This is a genomic window from Sediminibacterium sp. (genome assembly GCF_019264485.1).
In the GTDB taxonomy this organism is placed as follows: Bacteria; Bacteroidota; Bacteroidia; order Chitinophagales; family Chitinophagaceae; genus Sediminibacterium.
Window position 1 is genome coordinate 32470 of record NZ_JAHVAA010000008.1, and the last position, 26244, is coordinate 58713.

Genomic DNA, 26244 nt, shown 5'->3' on the forward strand with positions numbered 1-26244 from the left:
GCGCGAGAAGCATTCATTTCTGGAACAAAATCTACCAGAGTTTATTTCTTATCACTCTGGATAAATTTTGATTGTGAAAGTATCTGCTATTTTAAAATTCTTTTAATAGTTACAAACAGTACATTATTTCATTACAAAATGCATAACGAAATTGCTTACAAATGTTTACTTCAATTTTCTGTAACCCTTTATATTCTCCAAAATGTAGAAAGCACATTTCCATAGAACTACTTTGTATTTAACTGAATGATTTTAAAATCGAAACCCATACTCCGTATCTCTTTGCGTAATTCCAAAATGGAATATTTAGCGATGTTGGATTTGAAAAGTTCGACATTCCTTTTGAGGCTGCGGGCTGCTCCTGCAGTATCAGCGAATGCAAGACAAAAGCAAATATTTTTATTAAGTTTTTTCTCAAATACAGTTTTTAATCCGCGTGGATTAAAAACCTGAGTTGCCATTTTTTGCATAAAAGGGCTTTTGCTTTTTGCTCCACGCTTGACGGCTTCTTCAATCTGCTTTACATACACATAACCAGCCGTCTTATCCTGACTGATCCGTCGTGCAGCCATCAACACCTGTGAAGCAAGGTCACGGATCCTGTTGTCAAACCCTTTTTTTACATGGATGAGATGAACAAAGGTATCATCGAATTTCATTATGTCGCAAAACTCAATATTCTCAGGTGTGATCGTATCGAATACGTAGGTTTTGTCGCTCCCGATAAAATCTTCGTTGTAGTCCCGCTCTAAGCTGTGAACGGAAAAAGGTTCTGTCAGAAGTGTTTCATCAAGGCACTGAGCAATCATTTCTTTGCATTCTAAATTGAGCATTTCAATAAAATCAGGTTTTATCCTATACCAATCCCCGTCAATCAAAAAATAGGTCTGTTCGTTGTACGTGATCTCTCCGTGAAGGTGTTCAAAGAGGTTTCCACCCGTTAAGGTCTCTCCAGCCTCATCCCTGCTATATAAATAATTCTCGAGAAGCGAATACTTGAAATGGAGTTCGGTATCATGCAGCAGCCTCCCGGCTTTATTCAAACTCTTCAGTATTTCATCGAAGGACATTGGGTTATCAAACTCAACAGGGCTTTCCGAATTGGGGGAAATGAATGTAGAAGCAGTCAGAAACTTTTCAAAATCCTTATGGCAAAAATCAAAATCGGATAAGATACCAGCCTGGTAATTATTGTACAACAGCAAAATTAATGCCTCGTTGAGATATGCGATCGTCGCAGTATTGGTTTTCTTCTTTTTTGAGATTAGTTCAACGTGGTTGATGGAGAAATTGGCTTTCTTGTCTATGATCTCATCCAGCTTTGCTACAATTTTCAAAAACGTGGGAAAGTCGATTGTCTTGCTGATTTTGAATGAAGTTTTAGCAAGGCAGCCCGAAGTATTCCTCTTTAATTCCAGCTCGTTGAAACCAAAAAACGTAGTTAGGATTTTTTTATCAAGGTCTGCTTTCACCTCTTTATAAATAATACCGAATTGAGTATCGTCCGAAAGCCTTTGATCGCCGCGGTAAAATCTGCTCTGTCCAATCACGGCCCCGGTAACACCCCTGTTCTGAATGTATTTGATAACCTTGCTGTTTTTTTCAATCAGTCTAGTCAGGATTTCAATTCCGAATGTCTGGTCAGCAAACCGATCGATCTCCTGGGAAGCGAAACCGCCACAGATCGCAAAAATTCTTTGTTTGTACCCAACAAAAAGAATGAAAGCATGTGATACGTTGATGTAAGACCTAATAAAGGAATCTGGACGCAGTATCGGGCCGAGGAATGAACGCCAAGCTGGCGGGTTTTCATTCCTAGCTCTGTACAAACGCAATGAATACCCCGCAAATTTGGCAATATCCAGTTCTTCATCATATCGATCATCCTTTGTACGGGACATAATAAGTTCGACGATCTCATCATATGTTTCTTCCTTGAAAAGCGATTGATCAATAAGATAAATGCTTACTTGCATAGTTTCCTTTGCTGCCATGCACTTCGTTTTGATAAGGAAATGAGGTGTGTTAACACAGGATATTGGTCGGCAGGTTTGCCAAAAAGGGGGGAATGGTAAATTTAGGTTTTTTTTTTTAATACGGCATAAGAATCTGAATGAGGACTTCTCGTTACTTCGAGCCCCATAAATGTTAAGTTTCCTGCCAGTTATTTTTTCTGCTCACTAAACATCACTTTTCGTTTCTGTATAGCAAATAAGATTTGAGCATTTTCGGGGCTAGCATTATCGTGTTCCTAATTAATACCAGCTAAAAGCATTATATCTGAAATAAAGCGGTTCGAAAATTCCCAACCTCGGTTCACAAAGCCTCACAGAAATGTGGGGCTTTTCCTTTTAGGTAGCTCAGGGAATAGAGCATCCCGATGCAATCGGGGAGGTCATTGGTTCCCCCGATAATATCGGGACAATCCGGCTCACTAGCCTCACAGAAATGTGGGGCTTTTCCTTTTAGGTAGCTCAGGGGATAGAGCATCCCGATTTCATCGGGGAGGTCATTGGTTCCCCCGATAATATCGGGACAATCCGGTTCACAAAGCCTCACAGAAATGTGGGGCTTTTCCTTTTAGGTAGCTCAGGGAATAGAGCATCCCGATTCTATCGGGGAGGTAAAGGAAAAGTAATAGCTGTTGCACCTGACCTGATTAACAGTTATAAAAAGGTTTTAATCCAGATATCCATTTTTTCACTCTTATATCTGTTTTTTTCTTAATTTTCATCTCATCCTGCACTGCTTCTTCTAAAACCTGCAAAGAAATCCATCCTATGCAACCAATAAACAGGCTTTATTGTCTGTTTACACGTATCTGTTTCAAGTAAATGATCCATGAAAGGAGTAAACAGTTTTAGCATTATTAGGTACAGAAGTCTGCCGGCTTTTCTGCTCCTGCTCGTTTGCATGGGGGTACAAAACGCTATGGGTCAATGTCCGCCCAATATTGGTTTTGAAAAAGGAAGTTTTGAAAACTGGCAAACCTTAAAAGGACGTATTGAAAGAGACGGAACCATTAATATGAATGTGGTTGCACCAGACCCTACCAATCACCGTATACTGGATGCCAATATCAATGGCAAAGAAACCGACGATTTTGGAGGCTTTCCTGTTGTTTGTCCAAACGGCAGTGGCCATTCCGTAAAACTGGGTATGGAAGCAGGTGGTTCTGATGCACACGGACTTCATTACACATTCACCGTACCGCAAACAAATTCGGATTACAGTATCATTTACAATTATGCTGTTGTTCTGGAGAACCCTCCACACCAACCTCACGAACAACCACTGTTTGCGGTTAAGATTTTTAATGTTACCGATAATAAATACGAAGACTGTGGCTCTTTTCAATTTATTGCTGCGGCCAATTTGCCCGGCTTTCAACTGGCCAATGGTCCAAGACCCAATGTTTTTTATAAAGACTGGGCCCCCATTACATTAAAACTGCCCAACTACGCGGGCAAAACCCTGCGTCTGGAGTTTACAGTGAATGATTGTTCTTTGGGCGGACATTTTGGATACGCTTATATCGATATCAACGAAAACTGCACCACCCCCATTACAGGAAATGTATTGTGCAATGATGTTCCCAAACTCACCCTTACTGCACCTTATGGTTTTATGGGATACCGTTGGTTTACAGATGATTTTTCACAGGAGCTGGGAAAATCAAACACCCTAAAGCTGAGTCCTGCACCTGCCCCTGGCACACGTCTGGCATTAGAGATAGTTCCTTACCCCAATCAGGGCTGTCTGGATACATTGTATACCACTGTAATGAAATCGGATGATCCATTCGATTTCAAGCTCAAAGCAAATATGGAAGCCTGTGAAACACCCGGACTTGATCTTACAGTACCGGCACTTACATTAGGCAGTACACCGGGCATGGTATACAGTTATTTTTCGGATGAGAATGAATCGATTTTTGTATCCAATCCCAAAAAAATAATTACGGCTGGTACTTATTATATCAAAGCCGTTAATAAAGCCGGCTGCACAGATACAAAACCTTTTGATGCACAGGTGCGAAAGAATCCGATGATTAAAGTGCAGGGCGACCAGGCCGAGTGTATACCCAATACCATCAATATTACAGCCCCTGCTATTACACAGGGCAGTGATCCCGGTCTGGTATTTAGTTATTGGGAAGATGATAAAGCCACGAAAACACTGGCAAATCCTTCAGCCGTAGGTAAAACAGGACTGTTTTATATCAAGGGTACCAATCAGTATGGCTGTACCAATATTCAACCTATTTATACCTCTGTTACGGCGCCTCCGGTCATCATCACCAATGATTTTACTGCCTGTGGCGAATTACAACTCTCTACAGTGAACCCGGTAGCCGGCAGTGATGCAACAGCTACACCCAGTTATTGGAGAGATGCTGCTACTTCTGTTCCGATTGCACCTGATTTTATTTTTAAACAGACTACGAGTTATTATGTCAAACTCAGGTCCATCGCAGGTTGTGCCGTTACAAGGGTGGCAAAAGTTACCATCAACCCTGTTCCTGAATTTACGGTTACTCAGCCAGCCACAGTGCGTATTCCGCAGACCATTAACCTGGTGAATACAGTTCCGTTAAGTTCCAACTGGACTTATTCGTATTGGGAAGACAGTGCCACCCGTAAACCATTAATGAATCCGCAGCGGGTGTTGAAATCCGGCACATACTTTATTAAAAGCACCAATAGTTTTGGCTGTACCGCTACACATCCGGTGGAAGTAACGATTGAAGATGCGATTATAATTCCATCGAATATTTTCTCTCCCAACGGCGATGGTATCAATGATCTTTGGTCCATACCGCTGATTGAATATTATCCTGAATCGCAGATTGAAATATTTACCCGTAATGGACAGTCTGTTTACAAATCGAAGGGTTATACACCTGTATGGGATGGCCGCTCAAATGAAGGAAAGATTGTTCCGGTTGGTGTTTACTATTATGTGATTAAACAAAACAGCAAACAGAAACATATTTCAGGAACAGTTACGGTGATTTATTGATTGCTTGTGGCTGTTAGCTATTAGGTATTAGGCGGAAAGGAATGCCAGCATTTCGATGTAAATAAAGAGTATCCATTTTGCACCGATTTCTTATTACTCGAAGCTAAAAGCTGTTAGCTGTTAGCTATTAGCCAGAGAAGAATGCCAGCATTTCGATCTAAACAAAGAGTATCCATTTTACACCAATTCCTTCTTACTCGAAGCTAAAAGCCAGCAGCTAATAGCTAACAGCCACTAACCAATCTCTCCTCACATTCACGTATGGTTTCTGTATTTTCGCCAACAATCTTTTTCTGTTATGGATGTGAAGATAGAAGCATCTTGGAAAGCTGTTTTAAAAAATGAATTTACCAAACCCTATTTTTTACAGGTAGTTACACACCTGAAAACAGAAAGGGCCACTGGTGCTGTGATCTATCCGCCCGGGCAACTTATTTTTAATGCATTTACTACTACCCCATTCGATAAAGTAAAAGTGGTGATACTGGGGCAGGATCCCTATCATGGTGCCGGACAGGCGCATGGGTTAAGTTTTTCTGTTCCAGATGGTGTAAAACCTCCTCCTTCACTGGTAAATATGTATAAGGAACTGCAAAAAGATATCGGCATGTCCATTCCACAGTCGGGCAACCTGAGTAAATGGGCAGAACAGGGTGTACTATTACTCAACGCCGTATTAACCGTGAGAGCCAATGAACCCGCCAGTCATGCAAAAATTGGCTGGATGGATTTTACCGATGCAGTGATCAGGAAAATATCGGATGAAAAAAAAGGGGTCGTATTTTTATTGTGGGGTCGTTTTGCACAAGACAAACAGGTGCTGATTGATGAAACAAAACACTATGTCTTAAAAGCAGCACACCCCTCACCTTTTAGTGCCGATAAAGGTTTTTTTGGTTGCAAACATTTTAGCAGGGCCAATGAGTTATTGATGAAACAGGGACTCTCGCCCATTGACTGGAACATTTCAAACGATTAATTACATGAATCAACATCCGTCTGCAAAAACCCCTGTCTGGAAACTGATCTTCGGAAGGATCTTTGCCCTCTGGGCTCTGGTGTTATTCGTTGTTACCATGATTCCGGCAGTGCTGTTTTACCTCTACTGTTTTTTACTCAACGACCCCGCCAAAGCACGCTGGCACAGACATGTATCGAGGGTGTGGATGTGGATTTATTTACACCTGATTGGTTGTCCGCTTCGGGTAAAAGGGAAGGAACATTTTGAGAAAAATACCAATTATGTTGTTATCTGTAACCACAATAGTTTAATGGATGTACCTGTTAGCACTCCCTTTATGCCCCGTGCCAATAAAACCATCGCCAAAAAAAGCTTCGCCAAAATTCCGCTCTTCGGATGGATCTATACATTTGGCAGTGTACTGGTTGACAGAAAAAGTGATGAAAGCAGGAGACGCAGTTATGAGGAAATGAAAAAAATGTTATCGATAGGACTGGATATGGTTATTTATCCGGAAGGTACCCGCAACCGCAGCACTGATCCTTTGAAATCTTTTTATGACGGTGCTTTCAAACTCGCAGTAGACACAGGCAAACCCGTGTTACCGGCAGTACTTTTTCACACCAAAGAAGTATTGCCTGCCAATCTGTTTTTCTACCTCATGCCCCACCATCTTGAAATGCATTTTCTGCCACCCGTACCATCCATTGGGAAAACAACGGCTACACTAAAGGAGGAATTGTTTAAGTTGATGTGGAAGTATTATGAAGAGAATAGACCATAGTCCATAGCAATATACTATGGACCATCGACTATGGTCTATCCATCAACTATCCTCCCCTAAAATCTCGAATTAGAAAACACCCTGCTCCTGTTGATACGCAAATCGCGTAGTATGCCCGATTTGGGGTTGATGGTAATATTAAAGGATCGGTACAGACCGATGGGTGTAACATTGATTGATAACTGCCAGCAGTGCATTTCGCGGGTAATAAACATGCTCAATTGTTCCAGCTTTCTGTTGCCTACATCGAAACCACCAGTACCTCCCAGTTTCCATTTATCGGTAAGGCTGAAATCGCCATTAAAACTTACGGTTGAGAATGTTTCTGTTTTAAACCCTGAGAAATCGGGTTTCAGTATACGGGTAAAGTTTAATGAATAAGAAAGACTCACACTCCATGGAATATTAAAATCAGTAAACTCTGCAGGGTTAGCCTGTGCAAACTGTAATTGTCTTTGCTGTTCATCGGGTGTCATAAACGGATCTATCGGAATGTCTTTACCATTCTCATCCGATCCGTCTTTGGCCTTGCTGGAGAAAGAAGTTGATACTGCGAGGTTACCGCTGGTGATTCGTCCGAATTTTAATTTCTTAACATCAAATGCCAGTTGTTTCAAGCGATAGCCCTGTGCATCTACTTCATAGGGATCGAGGTTCATACCCGCTGTAATATTTATTTTATTAAAAAGGGTACTGCGTGCATAAAAATTAAAATTGCCCAGTGCAAAACTGTCGGCCAGTAAATTGTAAGATGAATTAAAACCAAAACCATCAATCAGTTTTACCTTTCTGGTAGCTTTGCCGGTGCTGTCTGATTTATCTTTTAGTTTCATCTCTAAAAGATTATCAATACCAAAACCAATACCTCCAAATGAGCCTTCGGAGAAGCCGGGTATCACACCCCCATCAAACTGCGAGAAACGTAATCTTCTTCCGGTTGTATCTACCTGTGTATCATAAAAATATTTCGCTGCCATATCGGGACGGTAACTGAATGAGATATTGGGTCTTACTTCATGCCTGATTGTTTTTTCATCTTTTGATTTCAGGGTATAGGTACCAAATATCCTGGTATTCATACTCACACCGAATGCCATCTGTCTGGCTGTATAAAAACCGCGTTGTATGGTAGTATCCACTCTTTTGGCAGCATCGTTCCAGTTCCTGAAAATACGCTGTCCATACCAGCGCTCTTCAAATGATATGCTGGGCGCAATGGTAATAGGGCCCAGTGAGGGCAATGAAAGTGTAATGGGTATATTGTGTTGCGCACCCCATTGCAATGTATCCAGCATTCTCCTGATATTAAAAGCCGTATCATAAAAAGACAACTGGTTCAATACATTACCGCTGTAACCAATACCAATTTTTTCATACCATTTTCCGGAACCCACCTGGTCTTTTTTCTGGAAGGGATAAAAAGTAACTACGTTGAAGTTCATCGTGGGCAGACTAAGGTTTACCAAACGGGTATTGTTATTCTGGCTATGATTGGCATTTAGAGACAGGTTGTATTTTCCTCTCCAGTCTTTTGTATAGCTGATGGAGGAGTTTAACTGGTTTTGAAAATTCTGTACCGGGTTGTTCAGCAATAACTGATTGAACCGGGTGCTACCAAAATTTACATTGGCAGAAAAACTCGTTCCCGGTCTGGCCCTGCCATCTCTGGTATGCGACCAGTTAATCATGAATGAGCGGGTTCTGTTAAACTCTTCTTTTGAAATACCTCCCCTGTTTAATATCCTTGAATTCTGTATGGTGAGGTTGATGTTACTGGTAAACTTATACCGTTTTAAAAACCTCGAATTAAAATTAACCATATACCCGCCATAGGAATATAAATTGGCTCTTGTAGTAAGATCGAGGTAATCGTTGAAGATATGGTAATAGCCAATGCCTTCCAGCCCAAGACCAAAATCTTCACTGGCAGTAAAAGCGGGTGCGATAAAACCCGACTGAGGTCCGCGGTACAAAGGAAAAATACCAAAGGGAATACCAATGGGCATGGGCACACCCTCAAACTCGGGGAATGCCGCACTTGAAATACCCATTTTATTATTGATGATTTTCATGCGGCTGGCACGAAAGGCAAAATGCGGTGTATCGAGGTTACAGGTTGTAAAACGGGCTTTGCTGGCAAATGCTTCATCGGCGCTTATTTTTTTAAGTATCTGTGCATTTACATAAATCTCTCCTTCCTGGAAAAAAGTGTTTTTGATAACACCCTTTGCTGTCTTCAGATTAAACAGGATTGAATCACTGACCGATTTTGTTTCTCCCTGTATCAGTTGTGGTTTACTCAAAGGATTACCCGTTGAGTCAAGCGACCCATAGGCTTTTACCATCTGCGATTCCTGGTCGTATCGAATGGTGGCCGCTTCCATCTGCAGATCCTTATAATTGGTTTTGGCTTTACCATAGAGAATAAATTCGCGCGTATCTATAATCAATACACCCGAATCAACAGCAGAATAATTGATGGGTGCATCAATAGAATCTTTTGAAATACGCAATGTATCTGTTCTGTTTACCAGCGAGTCATTTATTTTTTTTTGATTCAGGCTGTCTGTTTTTTTCCGGCTGCTGTCGCTGATGGCTTTAGCAGGAATAGTATCTCTCTGGGCAATATTGGTTCTTATCTGAAGAAAAGAGGGGGCTGCCTGCAGCTGCGTATGAAATGTTAATATGAGCAAATATCCACACGCAACAATAGGAAGCATGGTTTTTACGTTAATTTTACAGCGTTTGCGCATATTCACCTGACAAAAATAGTGTTTGAAGCGTGTAAACCGAACTCTGGGTATAATCCTTTAACGAATTGATATGATGCGTGTTAAATATGCTGCTTTTGTTTTGTTAAGTTTTGGGATCACTATGTTATGCTCTTTTAGCTCCAATAAGGGCAAACCCCAGCAGAAACAGGTGCTCAGAAGGATTATTGTGGATGCCGGTCATGGTGGTGCCGACATTGGTGCCCGGGGCAGGTATTCTACTGAAAGCCAGATTTCACTGGAAGTGGCACTGAAACTCGAAAAGATGTTACAGGATGCTTTGCCCGATGTGGAAATTATAATGACCCGCAAAACTGATATTTTCCACTCCGTGATACAGAAAGCCGATATTGCCAATCAGGCGAAAGGCGACCTCTTTGTATGTATACACGTAAACTCTGCGGCACCATCGAGGCACCGTGAATTTGTCGGATATAAGACCGTTAAAGTAAGGAGAAAAGGAAAACTGGTAAGCCAGCGTGTAAAAGATTACCGTACCTGGACCACCCCCAACCCTGCCATGGGTACTGAAACCTATATTTACGGGATTGATAAAACCGATGAGCGCAAAGCAGTGGCCAGTGAAGGATTGGATGAATACCTCGACAGTGTTTCGGTAAAAATACTGGAAGCACGTAAAAAAACAGATGCCAACGATCCTACCAAAACCATGCTGGCCAATATATTGACCCAGCAATACTTTCAGCGTAGTGCCAAACTCGCTATGACCATTGAGGAAGAATTCCTGAAAATAGGTCGTATCAGCAGGAAGGCCCAGCAAAGAAAAAAAGGTATCTGGGTTTTACAGGCAGTGAATATGCCTGCAGTGCTGGTAGAAACCGGTTTTATTTCCAATCCGGATGAAGAAGATTACCTGAACAGTGAAAAGGGACAGCTGGAAATTTGCCAGGTGGTTACCAAAGCTGTCCGTATTTATAAAAACTCTCTTGAGAACCAGGCGGGCATTACTGCAGCCGGTAACAGAAAATAAAGCCGCTTTAACAGGCTTTAGACAAGCCTTAAACCCAAGAAACCTTAGTTTTGCGATATGAAGATATCGAACGAAACAAAAGTGGGTGCACTTACGGCTATAGCTATCACTTTATTGATCCTTGGCTTTAATTTCCTGAAAGGAAAAACCTTATTCAAAACCGGTAATTTCATTTATGCCAAATATGCCGATACCAAAGGTATTATGGTATCGAATGGTGTATTTATCAATGGCTTTCAGGTGGGTTCGGTATATGATATTGAAAATGCCGATGCCAATCTCTCCGCTATTGTGGTGGCCATTAAACTGAAAGGCAATTATAATATTCCTGCTAATTCAGTTGCCTCTATTAAAGAAAACCCATTAGGAAATGCCAGCATTACCATTAGTCTGGGAGATGCAACTTCTTATGTAAAATCCGGGGATACCATAGTCACTTCTTCTTCTGCCGGCTTATTGGGCGATGTAATGAATAAACTGGGACCAGTAGGCGACCAGATCAAAGCAACGGTAAGTTCGCTGGACAGTGTACTGAAAAATATCAATACCATTTTCGATCCGGCCACCAAAAACAACCTGCAGGAAGTAATTGCCAATATCAATAAAACTACTGCCAGTCTGGTGGTATCATCGGCCTCTATTCAGTCTATGCTGAATGAGCAGACAGGTGCTATTACTGCTTCCATGAACAATGTAAACAGTTTTACCAAAAACCTGGCCGATAACAATGAGAAAGTTACCCGTATGATCAGCAATGTGGAGAAGACCACAGAAAACTTATCAAAAGCTGATATTGATGGTACGGTGGCTCAGTTAAAAACTTCGATTGAAACACTCAATAGCATACTCGCCAAAGCTTCGTCGACCGATGGTTCATTAGGCAAACTGCTCAACGATAAAACTTTGTATGATAACCTGAGCAATACTGTTAGAAGTGCCAATATACTGATGGATGATTTGCGTGTACATCCTAAACGTTATGTGAATATTTCTGTCTTTGGTAAAAAAGATAAAACAGGTCCGTTGATGGCCCCATTAGACTCTACGAAGAAAAAATAACAATGCGCATCAGGATCAGCCATCTTATTTTTTGCAGTTTGTTTTTATGCCTGGGGGTCTTTGGCAAAACGCAAACCAGTAATCTTCCTGCTACAGACACTACAAAACCTGTAACAGGTAAGCTATTGGAGCCACTGAGTGCGGCACGCAACAACCTCAGGAAAATTGATTCGCTGAACCAGTTTATTTCTTATGCGGGTAATGTGATCATGAAGCAGGACAAAACCCTGTTTTATGCAGACAGTGTGGTACTCAACCCCGTTACCAATATACTGGAAGCGTTTGGTAATGTTCATATCAATGATGCAGACAGTGTGCATACTTATGCGCAATACCTTAAATACCTTGCAAAAGATAAAAAAGCTTTTCTCAAAAGAAGGGTACGCCTCACCGATGGTAAAAGTACCCTCACCACCGATGAACTGGAATACGATGTAACCGTAAAAATTGGTACCTACCTGAAAGGCGGTAAAGTGGTGAATGAAAAAACAACACTTACCAGTACCGAAGGTTATTACTATGGCGATACCAGGGATATTTATTTCAAACGAAAAGTGGTGTTGATCAACCCAGATTATCGCATCAATACAGATACCCTGCAATACAATACCGATACAGAGATTGCCACATTTACGAGTCCAACTACTATTCGTAACGATAAAAAACTGGTCATCAAAACAAGAGATGGTTTTTATGACCTGAAAAACAAACGTGCCCAATTGTTCAAACGTTCTGTAATTGATGACAGTACGTATACCATGACGGCTGATGAAATGGCTTTGGACAGCATCAGTGGTTTGGGTGAGTTCAGGGGTAATGCGGTTTATCGGGGTAAAGATTCTGCCAAGGGGTTCGACCTGATTGCCAATAATATTAAAACCAACAATAAACGAAACTCATTGCTGGCTACACAGAGTCCTTTATTATTATTGAAACAGGATCGTGATTCCATTTATATTGCTGCCGATACTTTTTATTCGGCCAAACTATCCGACCTGCTGAAAATAAAACCGGTTCCGAGGGTGAGAGACAGCATCGATTTTATTTTTTCGCCCGACAGCACCAGAGAAGACAGTACCGATAAATATTTTGAAGCTTATTACAATGTGAAAATTTATTCCGATTCCATGCAAAGCGTGGGCGATAGTTTGTTTTATGCTTTAAAAGATTCTGTATTTCGCATATTCAAACAACCCGTAGTGTGGGCACAGGAAAACCAGGTAAGTGGCGATACCATTTATATGTACCTGAAGAATAGTAAACCGGAAAGATTATATGTATTTGAGAATGCAATGGCTTTGAGTAAGGTAGACAGTTCCATGTATTTTAACCAGGTGAAGGGTAATACCATCAATGCTTATTTTGATACCACGGGTCAGATTAATTTCCTGCGGGCAAAAGGCAATTCGGAAAATGTGTATTATGGTGTGGATGAACAGAAAAATTTTATCGGGGTGAATAAAAACAGTTCCGATGTTATTGAAATACGTTTCGACAATGGCAAACCCAAACGTGTGGTATTGATCAATGCTGTAGACGGAACCATGTACCCGATGCGGCAGGTAAACCATGAAGATTTAAAATTGCGTAATTTCAGGTGGCTCGATAACCGAAGACCCAAGAGCAGGTTTGATATTCTTTCGGGTCAATAACTATCCTCTGTATAATCTGTAAATTGCAAGTATGATCTTACCAAAGTTTGTGCATACCCGTTTATTGCATCCTTTAAAACAGTTTATTCACGACAGCCGTGCAATAGGTATTATTTTATTGGCATGCACTGCAGTATCGCTGATTGCTGCCAACTGGGGCAGTTGGGGCGAAGCGTACAGATCTATGTGGCATATTTCTTTTGACGGGAGTGCCGGGCATCATGCACACCTGGGTTTTTTATCATTACCCAATTCTCCCCTGCTGGTTATTAACGATGCCCTGATGGCATTGTTTTTTTTCCTTGCGGGTATGGAAATTAAAAGAGAGCTGGTTTGCGGAGAACTGGCATCCATCAAAAAATCTGCCCTTCCCGTAATTGGTGCAGTAGGTGGTATGCTGGTACCTGCCTTATTGTTTGGTTTGTTTAACAAGGGCACTGCTTATATGGAAGGATGGGCTGTTCCTACAGCCACAGATATTGCCTTTACGTTGGGAATAGCTTCACTTTTAGGAAACCGTGTACCCGTAGCGCTTAAAATATTTCTCACCGCCCTCGCCATCATCGATGATCTCGGCGCTATTGTGGTGATTGCCTTATTCTATGGCGGTGAAATTGTATTCGGGTATTTGATAGGTGTTATTGCCATAGTGGCTCTTTTATGGTTCATGAACAAAAGAAAAATGCCTTTTGGCTGGTTGCACTGGTTATTGGGTCTTGTGCTCTGGTATTGTATGTTTAACTCGGGTATCCATGCAACAGTGGCTGGTGTAATTTTTGCATTTATGGTACCTGTTCCAAAACTGGAAGAGCTGGAGCTCAAATTCCATACCCCTGTTTATTTTATCGTGATGCCCATTTTCGCGCTGGCCAATACTGCCATCGGCATTCCTGAAAACAGTTTACAGGCTTTAAACAGCACCCTGAGCTGGGGAATCATAATCGGGCTCTGTATTGGTAAACCATTGGGTATTACCACCGCCTGCTACCTGCTGGTATCGCGAAAACTGGCCGAACTGCCCTCTGGTACAAACTGGTATAAAATGATTGGTGGCGGGCTACTGGCAGGCATCGGTTTTACCATGAGCATATTCATCTCCACACTGGCTTTTACCGATACCAAAGACCAGGACATTGCAAAAATATCCGTCCTCCTCGCCTCTTTGATTGCTATGCTGAGTGGGTATGTGTGGCTGAAGAGAAAAGGAAAACAGAAGAATATTGAATAATGAATATCGAATATCCAAGGAAGTACTATCACTTCGTCATTCATTATTCATTATTCAACATTCTTCTGTTCTTTCAGCTTTCTTTCTCCATCATCAGATACGCTTTGATAAAGCCATCGATTTCTCCGTCCATTACCGGGCCTACATTGCCTACTTCGTAATCGGTGCGGTGGTCTTTGATCATTTTATAGGGATGGAATACATAGCTCCTGATCTGGCTGCCCCATTCTATTTTTTTCTTGTTGGCATTGGTGGCATTCATGGCTTCCTGGCGTTTGCGTAATTCTTCTTCATACAAACGGCTCTTGAGCATTTTCATGGCCAGTTCGCGGTTTTCTCCCTGTGTACGTGCCTGCTGACATTCTACAATAAAGCCGCTGGGAATATGTTTCAGGCGTACAGCCGTTTCTACTTTATTTACATTTTGTCCGCCACTGCCACCACTTCTGTAAAATGCCCATTCAAGATCGCTGGGGTTTACATTAATTTCAATACTGTCATCAATCAATGGGTACACAAATACCGATGCAAATGAAGTATGACGTCGGGCATTACTGTCAAAGGGTGAAATACGAACCAGTCTGTGTACACCGCTTTCTGCTTTTAAAAAGCCATAAGCGAAATCGCCATCGAACTGAAGTGTGGCGCTTTTTATACCGGCACCATCTCCTTCCTGGAAATCGAGTTCAGTTACTTTCCAGCCCTGTTTCTCACCGTACATACGATACATACGGAGCAGCATTTCTGCCCAGTCCTGGCTTTCTGTTCCACCAGCGCCTGAATTAATCTGTACAATACCCGGCAATTCATCTTCGGGTTTATTGAGTGTGCTTTTGAATTCTGCATCTTCAATATTCTTCAATGCATTTTCATAAGCCAGTTTTGTTTCTTCTTCCGTTGCATCACCTCCTTTCCAGAAATCGAACAATACGGCAAAATCTTCCACAGATGATTCCACCTGTTTGTACAGACGGAGCCAGTATTCATTCACTTTAATTTCTTTCATGATGGCCGTGGCGCGTGCATTATCATCCCAGAAGCCAGGCGAAAGAGAGAGTTGCCGATCAGTGTCTACTTTATAGTTCCTGTTATCGACGTCAAAGAAACCTCCTCAGGACAACTACACGGTCCCTTAAAATTTTAATTTGTTCTTGTGTCATAGATTAATTTTTTGATGTCAGATGTCAGATCTCAGATTTGAAAAATAAATCTGAGATCTGACATCTGACATCCAACATTTAAAAACCATAAGCCTCATAAGCCGGATTCTGTTCTTATACCATCATTTATCTGGCCTCAACATTACTGTTGCGATCTTGCTGCCTACCCTGGAACCCTCCCGACCGATGGTCGGGATCGGACGAGCCGCCCTCAATGATTCCTATACATGGCATTACAGCACCCAAGGTTTACCCGCTCTTACTGTTACCAGTAAAAACCGTGAGCTCTTACCTCACATTTTCACCCTTACCCCTACATTGCTGCAGAGACGGTTATTTTCTGTGGCACTATCTCGTCCCGATCAGATCGGGAGCCGGCTGTTCACCGGTGGGTTGCCCTTTGCTGTCCGGACTTTCCTCTCCGATGTAATCGGAGCGATGGTTCGGGCTTATAGAAAGGCAAAGGTAGTTGAAAAAGGTGGAGACCTGAGAATTCAAAAGTCAAAATTCAAAAGTCAAAAAAACGCAACATTCTTTTGAATTTTGACTTTTGGTTTTTGACTTTTGATTTACCCTAATATTGAAAGAAAATCTCCGTCGCCCCATATCCAAAACGAGGATCGTACTGGTTGATGAAATTTTTTACTTCGCGTTTGGTTTTGAGGATATCGTGTATTTCTTCGCGAAGACGCCCCGTTCCTACTCCGTGTATTACGATGAGGGTGGGTTGCCGGTGAGCCACTGCCAGGTCGAACCATTTTTCAAATTCCGATAGCTGGATACCGATGATTTCGATATTGCTTAGTTTTTCAAAATCATTGCTCAGCTTTTCAATATGCAGATCCACGACTGAACGGGCGGGTGGCAGGTGTTGGCGTGCTTTGGATGCATCGTAGATTTTATAGCCCTTGCCCGATAACTTTGAAAGGTCTACATAATCTTCTTCTGTTTTATCCGGATAGGTATCAAACAACTTGTATGAAATAGTAGGTTCATTGTTCTCTTTCATCGCTTCAATACGCTGAAACAGTTGCCTGGGCTTTAGTTTAAGTTGTGTTTCGTAGTGAGCCGCTTTCTTTTTTTCGGGTTGCAGCAATGAAAAATCAATAGAAAAAGAAGGACTGTCGTTCACCGCTTCAAAGGCTATATCATGCAGGTAAAAATCATGAAAGCCCTGCACCTGGGTGCTTAGTTCAAAATTAAGTTCCTGTGAGAAGAACTGTTTGTATACCAACTGGTAAGGCTGTGGGGTTTTGTTAACCAGGTGTACTTTCAGCAACTCTACTATTTCATCATTAAAATCATCCAGTGAAAATTTCGGGATAAAGGATAACCATACACCATCTGCTACCTGTATCTGATTGGGCTTGGGTTTTTCTTTGGGAACCTGGTCTATATACTGTTTGGGTGTTGTTTTCTTTTCTTCCGGCTGTTTCTTTTTGGTGAACCGATAGAAATAAGGGAAATCGATCTGGTCCATATAAGCAGGAAATTTCACTCCTCTTACTTCAATCAGCACCATTTTATCGTTGATGAGCTCAATTACTTTTCCCTCTTCATTGCTGTGTAATACAATGATCTCGTCTCCTACCTGGTATTTCATGCCGCAAAAATACGGATTAGGTTATTTAGTCTCTAAAGAATAACAGATTCGTATTACTCAATAAAATAGCCACAGATTCACAGATTATTAAATACAAATCTGTGAATCTGTGGCTAAAAATTCCTTACTAAGAGAAAAAGATTAAGCTGTTTCAGGAGTATTTAATATACTGTTTTTACGACCATAAAAGAAGTAAATCAACAATCCAAGTGTCATCCACATAAAGAACCAGGCCCAGCTTAGCGCTGGTATTTCAATCATCAGGTATGAGCAGGTAAATACGCCCATGATGGGTATAAAAGAATAATTGCGCATAAAAGTGAGTACACTCAATACAATGGTAATGATTACGAATACAATAAACAGTATTTCCTGGTAACCCTCTGTTGTCAGGTTATTAATCGCCAGCTGTAATCTTTCCCTGGTAAGAAAAATAAATGTGAGTGTTAATGCCGGGATAATCCATTTACCATTGATATAGGGCAGGCTGAACTTACCCGGTTCTTTTTTCACAGGTGGTAAGAGCAATACACCTCCCGATACCAATACAAAGGCAAATAGAGTACCTATGCTGGTGAGATCGGTCATGATACCTGCTTCAATAAACAAAGCACCGGCTGCTACAATGATACCTGTTACGATGGATGCAAAAACAGGCGTATTGTATTTAGGATGTATTTTCTGAAAACGTTTAGGTAATAATCCATCACGGCTCATGCTCATCCATATACGCGGCTGTCCTAACTGGAACACAAGCATTACAGATGTGGTAGCTACTACTGCACTGATGGATACGATTTTTTCAATCCAGGGTGCCCTGTTTTCAAATACAAATGCCAGTGGATCATTTACGTCTTTAAAATTGGCATAGTTCTCGATTCCGGTTAGTACCAGTGCGATAAGGATGTATAGAACGGTACAAATAACGAGTGAATAAATCATTCCCTTCGGTAAATCGCGTTGGGGGTCTTTACACTCTTCTGCTGTGGTTGATATGGCATCAAACCCTATATAGGCATAGAATACGGCAGATACCCCTTTCAGTACCCCGGTAAGCCCATTGGGCATAAAGGGTCTCCAGTTATTGGTATCCACAAAAAATGCACCGGCAATAATGACAAATATGATAACCGCCACTTTGAAGATCACCATGGCGTTGGCTGTCTTTTTACTTTCTTTGATACCGATGATGGTGATCCAGGTGATCAATGCCACTACCATAAATGCCGGCAGGTTGAAAAATATATGCATGCCACCGATTACAGGAGCACTGTTATATGCATTTATGGCAAAGCGATAGGATTCTAATTGTGTGGGATCGGTTATATTACCGGCAGCCATTGCATTGGTAGCTGTTGTAAAGGCATTGGATGCAGTTAATGGATCTACCAGCAACCAGTCGGGTAAATGAATATTGAAAATATGTACCAGCAGGTTATTGAAATAGCCACTCCAGGATATCGCTACTACAATGTTTCCGATTGCATATTCGAGTATGAGCGCCCATCCGATGATCCAGGCGATCAGTTCACCAAAAGTAACATAGGAATAGGTATAAGCACTTCCAGCAACAGGCACCCTGCTGGCAAATTCAGCATAACAAAGCGCAGAGAACCCACAGGTAATGGCTGTAATAACAAATAACAGAGAGATACCCGGTCCGCCATCATAAGCAGCGCCGCCAATGGTGGAAAACACACCGGCACCCACTACTGCAGCAATACCCATATAAGTGAGGTCGCGTACACCCAATACTTTTTTCAGTCCGGTGCCATGTGCATCTGAATGACCGGCTGCTGCGTCAGCCGTAATTTTATCGAGTGATTTTTTTCTGAAAAGAGAACCTGGCATGCTGGTTGGTTTTGGTGATGATAGATTCGTTATTTACAAGTTGAACAGGTGACAAGATAATTCAATCCGGCTAATATTCTCGCTGTATGAGAAAATTGGCCAGTTCCTGTAAAGGCTGTTTACGAACGGCTCTTACGGCAATGGCTTCGAGGTGTTCCAGTGCAGTTTGCAGGTATTTATCTTTAAGTTCCCTGGCCCATTCATCAATATTACAGGCACGGAATATTGCGAGTACTTTTTCTACTTTATCAATGGGATTTTGCTGCATCAGTTGTTCCAGTTCTTTTCGCTGTTCGGGTGTTGCCACTTCCAATGCATGTAAGAGCAGAAATGTTTTTTTATTCTGCCGGATATCTCCGCCTACATCTTTACCGAATTTTTCAGGGTCTCCAAAAGCATCCAGGTAATCATCCTGCACCTGGAAGGCAATACCTAAGTTTTTTCCGAAATCGTATAGATGCCTGCAATTACCTTCGCTGGCACCGCCGATGATGGCTCCCATTTCCAGACTGGCGGCCAGTAATACCGAAGTTTTCAGGCTGATCATTTCTATATATGCATCAAGTGAAACGGCTTCCAGTTTTTCGAAATCCATATCCAATTGCTGTCCCTCACAAACTTGTCTTGCGGTTGTATTAAAAAGGTTGAGAATGCGATGCAGGTATTGTGGATTGATTTTATTCAGGTATTCATATGCTTTAATGAGCATTACATCACCCGCGAGCAATGCAGTACTTTCTCCATAGCGGATATGTACTGTTTCCATCCCCCTGCGTAATGGGGCCTGATCCATGATATCGTCGTGGATCAGTGTGAAATTGTGAAATAATTCTACGGCTGTTGCCAGTTGCCACGTATCGGCATGAATATCATCGAAGAGTTCATTGCCCATCAGGCACATAACCGGACGGATTCTTTTTCCACCCCATGACAGAAAATATTCATTGGGTTCATACAAACTGGAAGGCTGCTCCGGAAAATGCCTGACTGTAAAATGATTCCCGAAATCTGTTACTAAATCTTTAAAACTGTGCATAATACAAACCTAAATATAAAAGCAAAAGCAACCTTAACTATTCCTTCCAGATTAGCAGGATTATTTTTGGCACGATTTTATCTAATTAGAGAAAAACACTGTTATGAAAAGAATAATCCTGTTAACCCTGATTGTTTTTACTGCTACTGCTGCCATGGCGCAGAGTACAGGTTCTACCTACAAAACCGCGCTGGGTGTGAAAGTGTACCCGGGTGCCATTAGTGTAAAACATTTTGTGAAAAGTAATGCCGCCGTTGAAGGACTGGGCTATATTTCAAATGATGGTTTCCGCTTAACGGGTTTGTATGAATACCATGGCGATTTTACCGGCGTAGACGGACTCAAATGGTATGTGGGTGGTGGTGCTCACCTTGGTTTGTGGAGCGACAGCTGGCGCAACCGTTATCCTACCCGAAACGATGGTCTGGCCATTGGTGTGGATGGTGTGCTGGGTGTTGATTACAAAATAAAAGGCGCCCCGCTTAACATCAGCTTCGACTGGCAACCCTCTTTCAACTTTATCGGCTACAACTATTTTGAAGGTGGCTGGGGAGGCATCGGGATAAGGTTTACGTTTTAAACAGAAGAACAGAGAAATGTCCAATATCCAATGTTGAAGTAGCATTTGGATATTGGACATTTCTCTGTTTCTCTGTTCTACAGTTTAAATAAGCTGTCTACAAATTCTCTTTTATCAAAGATGATAAGGTCATCTATTTTTTCTCCTACGCCGATATATTTTACGGGTATTTTAAACTGATTGGCTATGGCGAGAACAACGCCACCTTTTGCGGTGCCATCAAGTTTGGTAATGGACAGGGCGGTAACTTCTGTTGTTGCCGTAAACTGACGGGCCTGTTCGAGTGCATTTTGTCCGGTTGATCCGTCAAGCACCAGCATTACTTCATGGGGTGCATCGGGAATTACTTTCTGTATTACGCGTTTAATTTTTCCCAGTTCATCCATCAGGTGCAGTTTGTTGTGTAACCGCCCTGCGGTATCAATGATAACCACATCTGCGTTGCGTGATACGGCACTCTTTACTGTATCAAATGCTACCGCACTGGGATCTGAGCCCATGGCCTGTTTTACAATAGGTACACCTACTCTTTCACTCCAGATGGTTAGCTGGTCTACCGCCGCCGCACGAAATGTATCGGCTGCACCGAGTACCACTTCCTTTCCTGCTTTTTTATAATTGTATGCCAGTTTACCAATGGTAGTGGTTTTGCCTACGCCGTTTACACCCACTACCAGTATTACATAAGGTTTTTTGCCTTCTGGAATTTCAAAGTCTTTATAGGAAAAATCGGGTGCTTCTACCAGCATTTCCTGTATTTCCTGCTGTAATATCCGGTTGAGTTCTGTAGTGTTTACGTATTTATCTTCCTTAACCCTTTTCTCAATCCGTTCAATGATTTTGATGGTGGTATCGATGCCAACATCGGCACCCACCAGTGCTTCTTCGAGTTGATCAAGCACTTCTTCATCTACCGTGCTTTTACCGGCAATGGCTTTGGTAATTTTGGAAAGAAATCCCTCTTTGGTTTTTTGTAAACCCTGGTCCAGGCTTTCTTTTTCCTTCTTCCCGAATAACTTATCAAAAAATCCCATGAGAGATGGTTTTAGCGATGCAATTAAATACAAAAAGCCTTCCCGTAAAAGAGAAAGCTTTTAATATGTTGGGTTGAGAATAATTATTTCTCAGACATGTAATCCTTAACCTTATCCTTGTGCACAATGGCCTCTTTAAAGGTATATGCACCGGTTTTAGGGCTACGTACAGCCTTAATTACTTTAGTCCAGTTCTTAGCTTCAGCGGCTGCTTTCTGGTCTTTTACTTTCGCGTTTTTGGAAGCTGCTTTTGCCATGATTATTTAATTTCTTTATGAACGGTTACTTTTTTCAGAATGGGGTTGAACTTTTTCAATTCCATACGCTCAGGCGTATTTTTTTTGTTTTTGGTAGTGATATAACGGCTTGTACCGGGCAGACCTGTGGTCTTGTGCTCTGTACATTCCAGAATTACCTGTACCCTGTTACCTTTCTTTGCCATTGTATTAGGTAGTTTTTTCTTGTTGTTTAATTAGATCTTAGCGCCCTGGGCTCTCATTTCTTTGATCACAGTAGCTAAACCGTTCTTGTTGATGGTTCTTAAAGCATCAGTAGACACTTTCAGGGTAACCCAACGGTCTTCTTCTGCAAAAAAGAAACGCTTCTTTTGTAAATTTGGTAAAAAACGGCGCTTGGTCTTAATGTTTGAGTGAGAAACACTATTTCCAACAATCGGCTTTTTTCCAGTAACCTGACATACTCTTGCCATGACTCAAATTTTTTCGGGACGGCAAAGGTAGGGAAATGTGCCAAAATATCAATATAAAAACCTCTTTTTTTGTGAAATTTGTTCACATTTCCCGGATAATTCCTGTTTGGAATTTTAATTTGGCCGGGGTTATTCACAGTGGATAGTCCGAAAGACCGCAAGTCCGAAAGACCGAAAGTGGATCGCTGATGACATATGGTATAAATAAACTCTGTGTTTCTCTGTGCCCTCAGTGGCAATTAAATGCCACAGAAAGCACTGAAAAACACAGAAAATCATCTTTCCAACTTCCGGACTTTCTTCTATAGCCTGATAATATCCCCAAAAAACACCGCATTCATAAACAGCTTGGAGGTTCCCAGCCAGAATGCCCTGAAATTAAGGTTATCGACCATGGAAATAACTTTACCCCTTCCTACCCCATCAATATTAATAGCTGCGGTCTTTTTTACCACTTCTTTGTATCCCCTGTAGAGATAGCCGCTTTGCAGTGGGTTTTCGGTGTACATCACGGGAGAATCGTATGGATTGTTATTCTGATCCATAAACAGGGTATTCGATTTAAAGATACTGACAGACGGATCGCGGTAACCATAGGCCAATGGATGGGTAAGATCCATTTTTGCTTCGAACAGTGACCCTGCCATATCCTTCGCCCTCATTTCATCGGAACGCAGGTAATAGGGTAACTGTAGTGTAGTATCGCGTTTCTCGTCTGCATTTTTAAAGACCACTTTCGTAAACCCGTTGGTCGACAGCCATTTGGTGGCATCTTCAGTAGCTACTAGGGTGCCTCCGGCACTGATCCATTCTTTCAGTTTATCCTGTGCAGGCTTATTAAGGTTATTGTATGAACCGGATGGCATAATGATTACATTATACCTGTCTGCATTGATGGAATTAAAACGATCTACATCCACAATACTCACCGGTATATTGTAACGGATATCAATCATATGCCAAATCTCTCCCACGTCTGTAGCACTCGTGCCATTGCCACCAAACATCATTACTTTAGGTTGTTTTACATTGTTAAAGCTGGCACTTCCCAGATCAATTCCACCAGCAGCCAATCCTGTGGGCAATGCAAACACATCTATATTCGTACTGGCAGCTTCTGTTCCAATCAGACTGGCGAGAGCTGCCCCTTTTACTGTCTGGGTGGCAGTTGGAATAATGATGGTTCCATATTCAAAAGATTCTTCCTTCCCTTCTACCATCATTTTAAATTTCTGGGTGGCCACTTTTGCTTTAATCCCTTTCGATTGTAAACGATACAACACTTTCGGCGCATTGTAATCGTCCCAACGAAATGCATAGGCAGCAGCATTCGGCGACAGATTCATAATGGGCATACTCAGTGGTACTGCATTGATTACTTTGGCACCCATCAACTGATCATAACCTGTTTTTACTTCTGCCGTAGGCAGACCAAATGCCAGAGACATAGTCCAGGCTGTTACATCGTAGAAAAGACTGTCTTTATATTCAAAGGTTTTTTCAAACACCGTTTTAATGATCTTGAATTGTTTTTGTGTAGCAGGTATTACAAATGCCTGTCCGGCCTTGAATTGTTTTCCTTCTGCGGATAAATCCTGTTTCAGACTGAAGATATCTACTTCATGTCTTAGCAGCATTTGAATAAATGTATTAGTGCGTGTTTTATCGAATTGATCGCCTACTACAAAGGCTTTTACCGGGTATGCGGCGGCTTCTTTTTCTACCTCCTTATAAAAATCGCGCTGGTATTTCAACATATCAACACGTAAAGATTTTGCTGCAGCCAATGTTGACAATGCTGCTGTAAACTGGTTACGAATCGTAAATGCAAATGTCAACAAACCGTTTTCAGTTTCCTGTGCATGTCCGCGGCTACTTGCCTGCTCAAACAAAATACCTACGGCTCCATTGATATCAGGATAGGTTGATCCTTTTCCATAATAGAAATCATCGTATCCTTCCTTGGTGAAATAGAGTGACCCGATACTATCAAAGAATTTAGCGTGAAAATTACCAATGGCTCCGGTGAGTTCCTGGTTTTTCGATGGTGTATTCGGGTTTACCCTTGATGGAACACCGGGTTGAAAAAAGAAAGATGCATTACTTCCCATTTCATGATGATCTGTAAGAATATTGGGTTTCCAGTTGTGAAAAAGTTGTAACCTGTTCTGACTTTCTCTGTGCTGGGCTGGCAGCCAGTCTCTGTTTAAATCAAACCAGTAATGGTTAAAACGTCCACCGGGCCATACTTCATTAAATTCCCTTGCTTGTGGATCGGCTACCAGTGTCTGGCTTTTGTGCATATTGGCCCAGGTGGCAAAACGGTTTAAGCCATCTGGATTAAAGGAAGGATCAAGCAGTATCACTGTTTTATCCAACAAAGCATCTACTTCCGGGCCCTGTGCGGCTGCGAGGTAATACGTAGTCAAGAGCGATGCATTTGAGCCACTGCTTTCATTTCCATGGATACTATGACCAATCCATACAACAACGGGCATATCATTTACATTGAGCGAACCTGACTGTGCCGTATTGGTTAATTGAACGTGTTGCTGGCGAATCTGTTCCAGGTTCTGGTGATTTTTGGGAGATGTGATTACGAGAGCCAACTGTGGTCTTCCTTCATACGTAGTACCCAACTGTTGCAGGGTTACTCGATCGGAAGCTGCGTCAACGGCTTTCATATAATTTACGAGGCGGTCGTGTGTAACATGCCACTCTCCCACTTCATGTCCGATAACAGATGATGGTGTTGGAATAGCAGCATTATAGCTTACATTCTTTGGGAGATAATAACTCAGTTCCTGTGCATGAAGGTTTACAGATAAAACCAGTAAACTGGCCAGTAGCAGATTTCTCATGGTATTTATTTAGGGTGCCTAAGATAGTGAAAACAAAAAAGCCATCCGCTGGTACGGGATGGCTGGGTGAATTGTTTTCAAAATGACTTAAATAAGTTGCATTTTCATCACTTTGGGATCAATATGAACAGTGTCATGTTCAAAATCTAGTTTTATTCGCCATTTCTGCATCGTGGCTGCGCCTATCACTGCTTCTTCTGTTAGTCCAGGCACTATCAAAAACTCGTCACTGACCAGCACGTCATGAATAAAAAATTCAAGCCAAACTGCATGAGTAACCTTTATCTCATGTGATTCTTTTGCTGTAAGGATTGACCGGGATTGAAACAAAGGCAGAGCAGTAGCAAGATTGCCTATTTTATCCGGGTTAATGCAAGAAATACTTGCCCCACTATCAAATAAAGTATATAAACGGTCTTCACCTTTATGCCCCATAAAGAGAAGAGGAAATTTTATAACAGACATTTTATTGCATTTTAGATTACATCAATTTCAAATCCATCACCTTGGGATTAATATGAACAACATCAAGTTCAAAATCAAGTCTCATACGCCATTTCTGCATCGTGTATGCACCTATTACCACCTCCTCTGTTAAATCAGAAACAAGCAGGAATTCATCACTTACCAATACATCATTAATCCAGAAATCTAAAGCAACACGATGTGTCACTTCGATAAAATGTCCTTCACCTGCGGTAATCAGCTTTCTTGGAACACCCAGTTCAGTAGCTATTTCCAAACCATGTACAAAATCAGGATGAATACAAGAAAGATGCGCGCCGCTATCAAATAGGGTAAATAATCTTCTCTCCCCTAATGAGCCAGCAAATAATAACGGCAATTTAATTATTGACATAAAAATTGGTTGTTTAAATGTAATCTACAGTGTAATTACATTCAAACAACCAATTAGAAAAAATTTGCGGGAAATACGCTACT

21 protein-coding genes and 1 other RNA gene are annotated in these 26244 nt (G+C 41.6%); 8 read left to right on the forward strand and 14 right to left on the reverse strand.

Annotated elements, in window-relative coordinates; genetic code table 11:
- Positions 1-227 precede the first annotated feature (227 nt).
- On the reverse strand, positions 228-1994 hold the full coding sequence (locus KXJ59_RS05420) for a DUF6119 family protein (protein ID WP_178888003.1): 1767 nt from the start codon (positions 1992-1994) through the stop codon (positions 228-230).
- Positions 1995-2841: 847 nt separating this feature from the next.
- On the opposite strand from KXJ59_RS05420, the gene KXJ59_RS05425 reads away from it, so the two are divergent.
- From KXJ59_RS05425 to KXJ59_RS05435, 3 genes are all read left to right on the forward strand, one after another.
- A complete protein-coding gene (locus KXJ59_RS05425; RefSeq protein ID WP_295201942.1) occupies positions 2842-5022 on the forward strand; it encodes a gliding motility-associated C-terminal domain-containing protein in 2181 nt (726 codons plus the stop codon).
- A gap of 298 nt (positions 5023-5320) precedes the next feature.
- The gene (gene ung / locus KXJ59_RS05430; protein ID WP_295201944.1) at positions 5321-6001 is read left to right on the forward strand and encodes a uracil-DNA glycosylase; all 681 of its coding nucleotides are present in this window, start codon (positions 5321-5323) and stop codon (positions 5999-6001) included.
- A gap of 4 nt (positions 6002-6005) precedes the next feature.
- Entirely contained in the window at positions 6006-6767 is a 762-nt protein-coding gene (locus KXJ59_RS05435) for a 1-acyl-sn-glycerol-3-phosphate acyltransferase (protein ID WP_295201945.1), read from the forward strand.
- 56 nt (positions 6768-6823) lie between these two features.
- Here the strand turns inward: KXJ59_RS05435 and KXJ59_RS05440 are convergent, their stop codons facing one another.
- Positions 6824-9487: a putative LPS assembly protein LptD gene (locus KXJ59_RS05440; RefSeq protein ID WP_295201947.1), complete on the reverse strand. Its 2664-nt coding sequence runs from the start codon at positions 9485-9487 to the stop codon at positions 6824-6826.
- Between the two features lie 103 nt (positions 9488-9590).
- Between KXJ59_RS05440 and KXJ59_RS05445 the strand changes: the two genes are divergently transcribed.
- The 4 genes from KXJ59_RS05445 to nhaA are packed head-to-tail and all read left to right on the forward strand — an operon-like array spanning position 9591 to position 14468.
- A complete protein-coding gene (locus KXJ59_RS05445) occupies positions 9591-10529 on the forward strand; it encodes an N-acetylmuramoyl-L-alanine amidase (protein ID WP_295201949.1) in 939 nt (312 codons plus the stop codon).
- Between the two features lie 57 nt (positions 10530-10586).
- Entirely contained in the window at positions 10587-11588 is a 1002-nt protein-coding gene (locus KXJ59_RS05450) for an MlaD family protein (RefSeq protein WP_295201951.1), read from the forward strand.
- A 2-nt stretch (positions 11589-11590) separates the two neighbouring features.
- A complete protein-coding gene (locus KXJ59_RS05455) occupies positions 11591-13240 on the forward strand; it encodes an OstA-like protein (protein ID WP_295201954.1) in 1650 nt (549 codons plus the stop codon).
- A 31-nt stretch (positions 13241-13271) separates the two neighbouring features.
- Positions 13272-14468 (forward strand): Na+/H+ antiporter NhaA, encoded by a 1197-nt coding sequence (nhaA, locus tag KXJ59_RS05460; RefSeq protein ID WP_295201956.1) that lies wholly within the window; start codon positions 13272-13274, stop codon positions 14466-14468.
- A gap of 73 nt (positions 14469-14541) precedes the next feature.
- Here nhaA and prfB read toward each other — a convergent pair.
- From prfB to KXJ59_RS05485, 5 genes are all read right to left on the reverse strand, one after another.
- A protein-coding gene (gene prfB / locus KXJ59_RS05465) for a peptide chain release factor 2 (protein WP_295201957.1) occupies positions 14542-15628 on the reverse strand; the annotation gives its coding sequence in 2 pieces (ribosomal slippage) (positions 14542-15567 and positions 15569-15628; 1086 coding nt in all).
- Between the two features lie 81 nt (positions 15629-15709).
- Positions 15710-16083: RNase P RNA component class A (gene rnpB, locus KXJ59_RS05470), an RNA gene on the reverse strand.
- Between the two features lie 119 nt (positions 16084-16202).
- Positions 16203-17231, reverse strand: coding sequence for a Smr/MutS family protein (locus KXJ59_RS05475; protein WP_295201959.1), 1029 nt, complete (start codon positions 17229-17231; stop codon positions 16203-16205).
- Between the two features lie 141 nt (positions 17232-17372).
- On the reverse strand, positions 17373-19082 hold the full coding sequence (locus KXJ59_RS05480; RefSeq protein WP_295201961.1) for an amino acid permease: 1710 nt from the start codon (positions 19080-19082) through the stop codon (positions 17373-17375).
- Positions 19083-19152: 70 nt separating this feature from the next.
- Positions 19153-20118, reverse strand: coding sequence for a polyprenyl synthetase family protein (locus KXJ59_RS05485; RefSeq protein ID WP_295201963.1), 966 nt, complete (start codon positions 20116-20118; stop codon positions 19153-19155).
- A 103-nt stretch (positions 20119-20221) separates the two neighbouring features.
- On the opposite strand from KXJ59_RS05485, the gene KXJ59_RS05490 reads away from it, so the two are divergent.
- Positions 20222-20698, forward strand: coding sequence for a hypothetical protein (locus KXJ59_RS05490; protein WP_295201965.1), 477 nt, complete (start codon positions 20222-20224; stop codon positions 20696-20698).
- A gap of 77 nt (positions 20699-20775) precedes the next feature.
- Here the strand turns inward: KXJ59_RS05490 and ftsY are convergent, their stop codons facing one another.
- The 7 genes from ftsY to KXJ59_RS05525 form a co-directional block, all read right to left on the reverse strand.
- On the reverse strand, positions 20776-21732 hold the full coding sequence (gene ftsY / locus KXJ59_RS05495; protein WP_295201967.1) for a signal recognition particle-docking protein FtsY: 957 nt from the start codon (positions 21730-21732) through the stop codon (positions 20776-20778).
- A gap of 83 nt (positions 21733-21815) precedes the next feature.
- Entirely contained in the window at positions 21816-21989 is a 174-nt protein-coding gene (locus KXJ59_RS05500; protein WP_294991686.1) for a DUF4295 family protein, read from the reverse strand.
- A 2-nt stretch (positions 21990-21991) separates the two neighbouring features.
- Positions 21992-22174 carry a 50S ribosomal protein L33 gene (gene rpmG, locus KXJ59_RS05505; RefSeq protein WP_133472563.1) on the reverse strand — a complete coding sequence of 61 codons (183 nt, stop codon included), beginning with the start codon at positions 22172-22174 and terminating at the stop codon, positions 21992-21994.
- A gap of 30 nt (positions 22175-22204) precedes the next feature.
- On the reverse strand, positions 22205-22441 hold the full coding sequence (gene rpmB / locus KXJ59_RS05510) for a 50S ribosomal protein L28 (protein ID WP_178889158.1): 237 nt from the start codon (positions 22439-22441) through the stop codon (positions 22205-22207).
- A 302-nt stretch (positions 22442-22743) separates the two neighbouring features.
- On the reverse strand, positions 22744-25302 hold the full coding sequence (locus KXJ59_RS05515) for a M14 family metallopeptidase (RefSeq protein WP_295201970.1): 2559 nt from the start codon (positions 25300-25302) through the stop codon (positions 22744-22746).
- Positions 25303-25389: 87 nt separating this feature from the next.
- Positions 25390-25767 (reverse strand): retropepsin-like aspartic protease, encoded by a 378-nt coding sequence (locus KXJ59_RS05520; protein ID WP_295201972.1) that lies wholly within the window; start codon positions 25765-25767, stop codon positions 25390-25392.
- A gap of 16 nt (positions 25768-25783) precedes the next feature.
- Entirely contained in the window at positions 25784-26161 is a 378-nt protein-coding gene (locus KXJ59_RS05525) for a retropepsin-like aspartic protease (RefSeq protein ID WP_295201974.1), read from the reverse strand.
- Positions 26162-26244 lie beyond the last annotated feature (83 nt).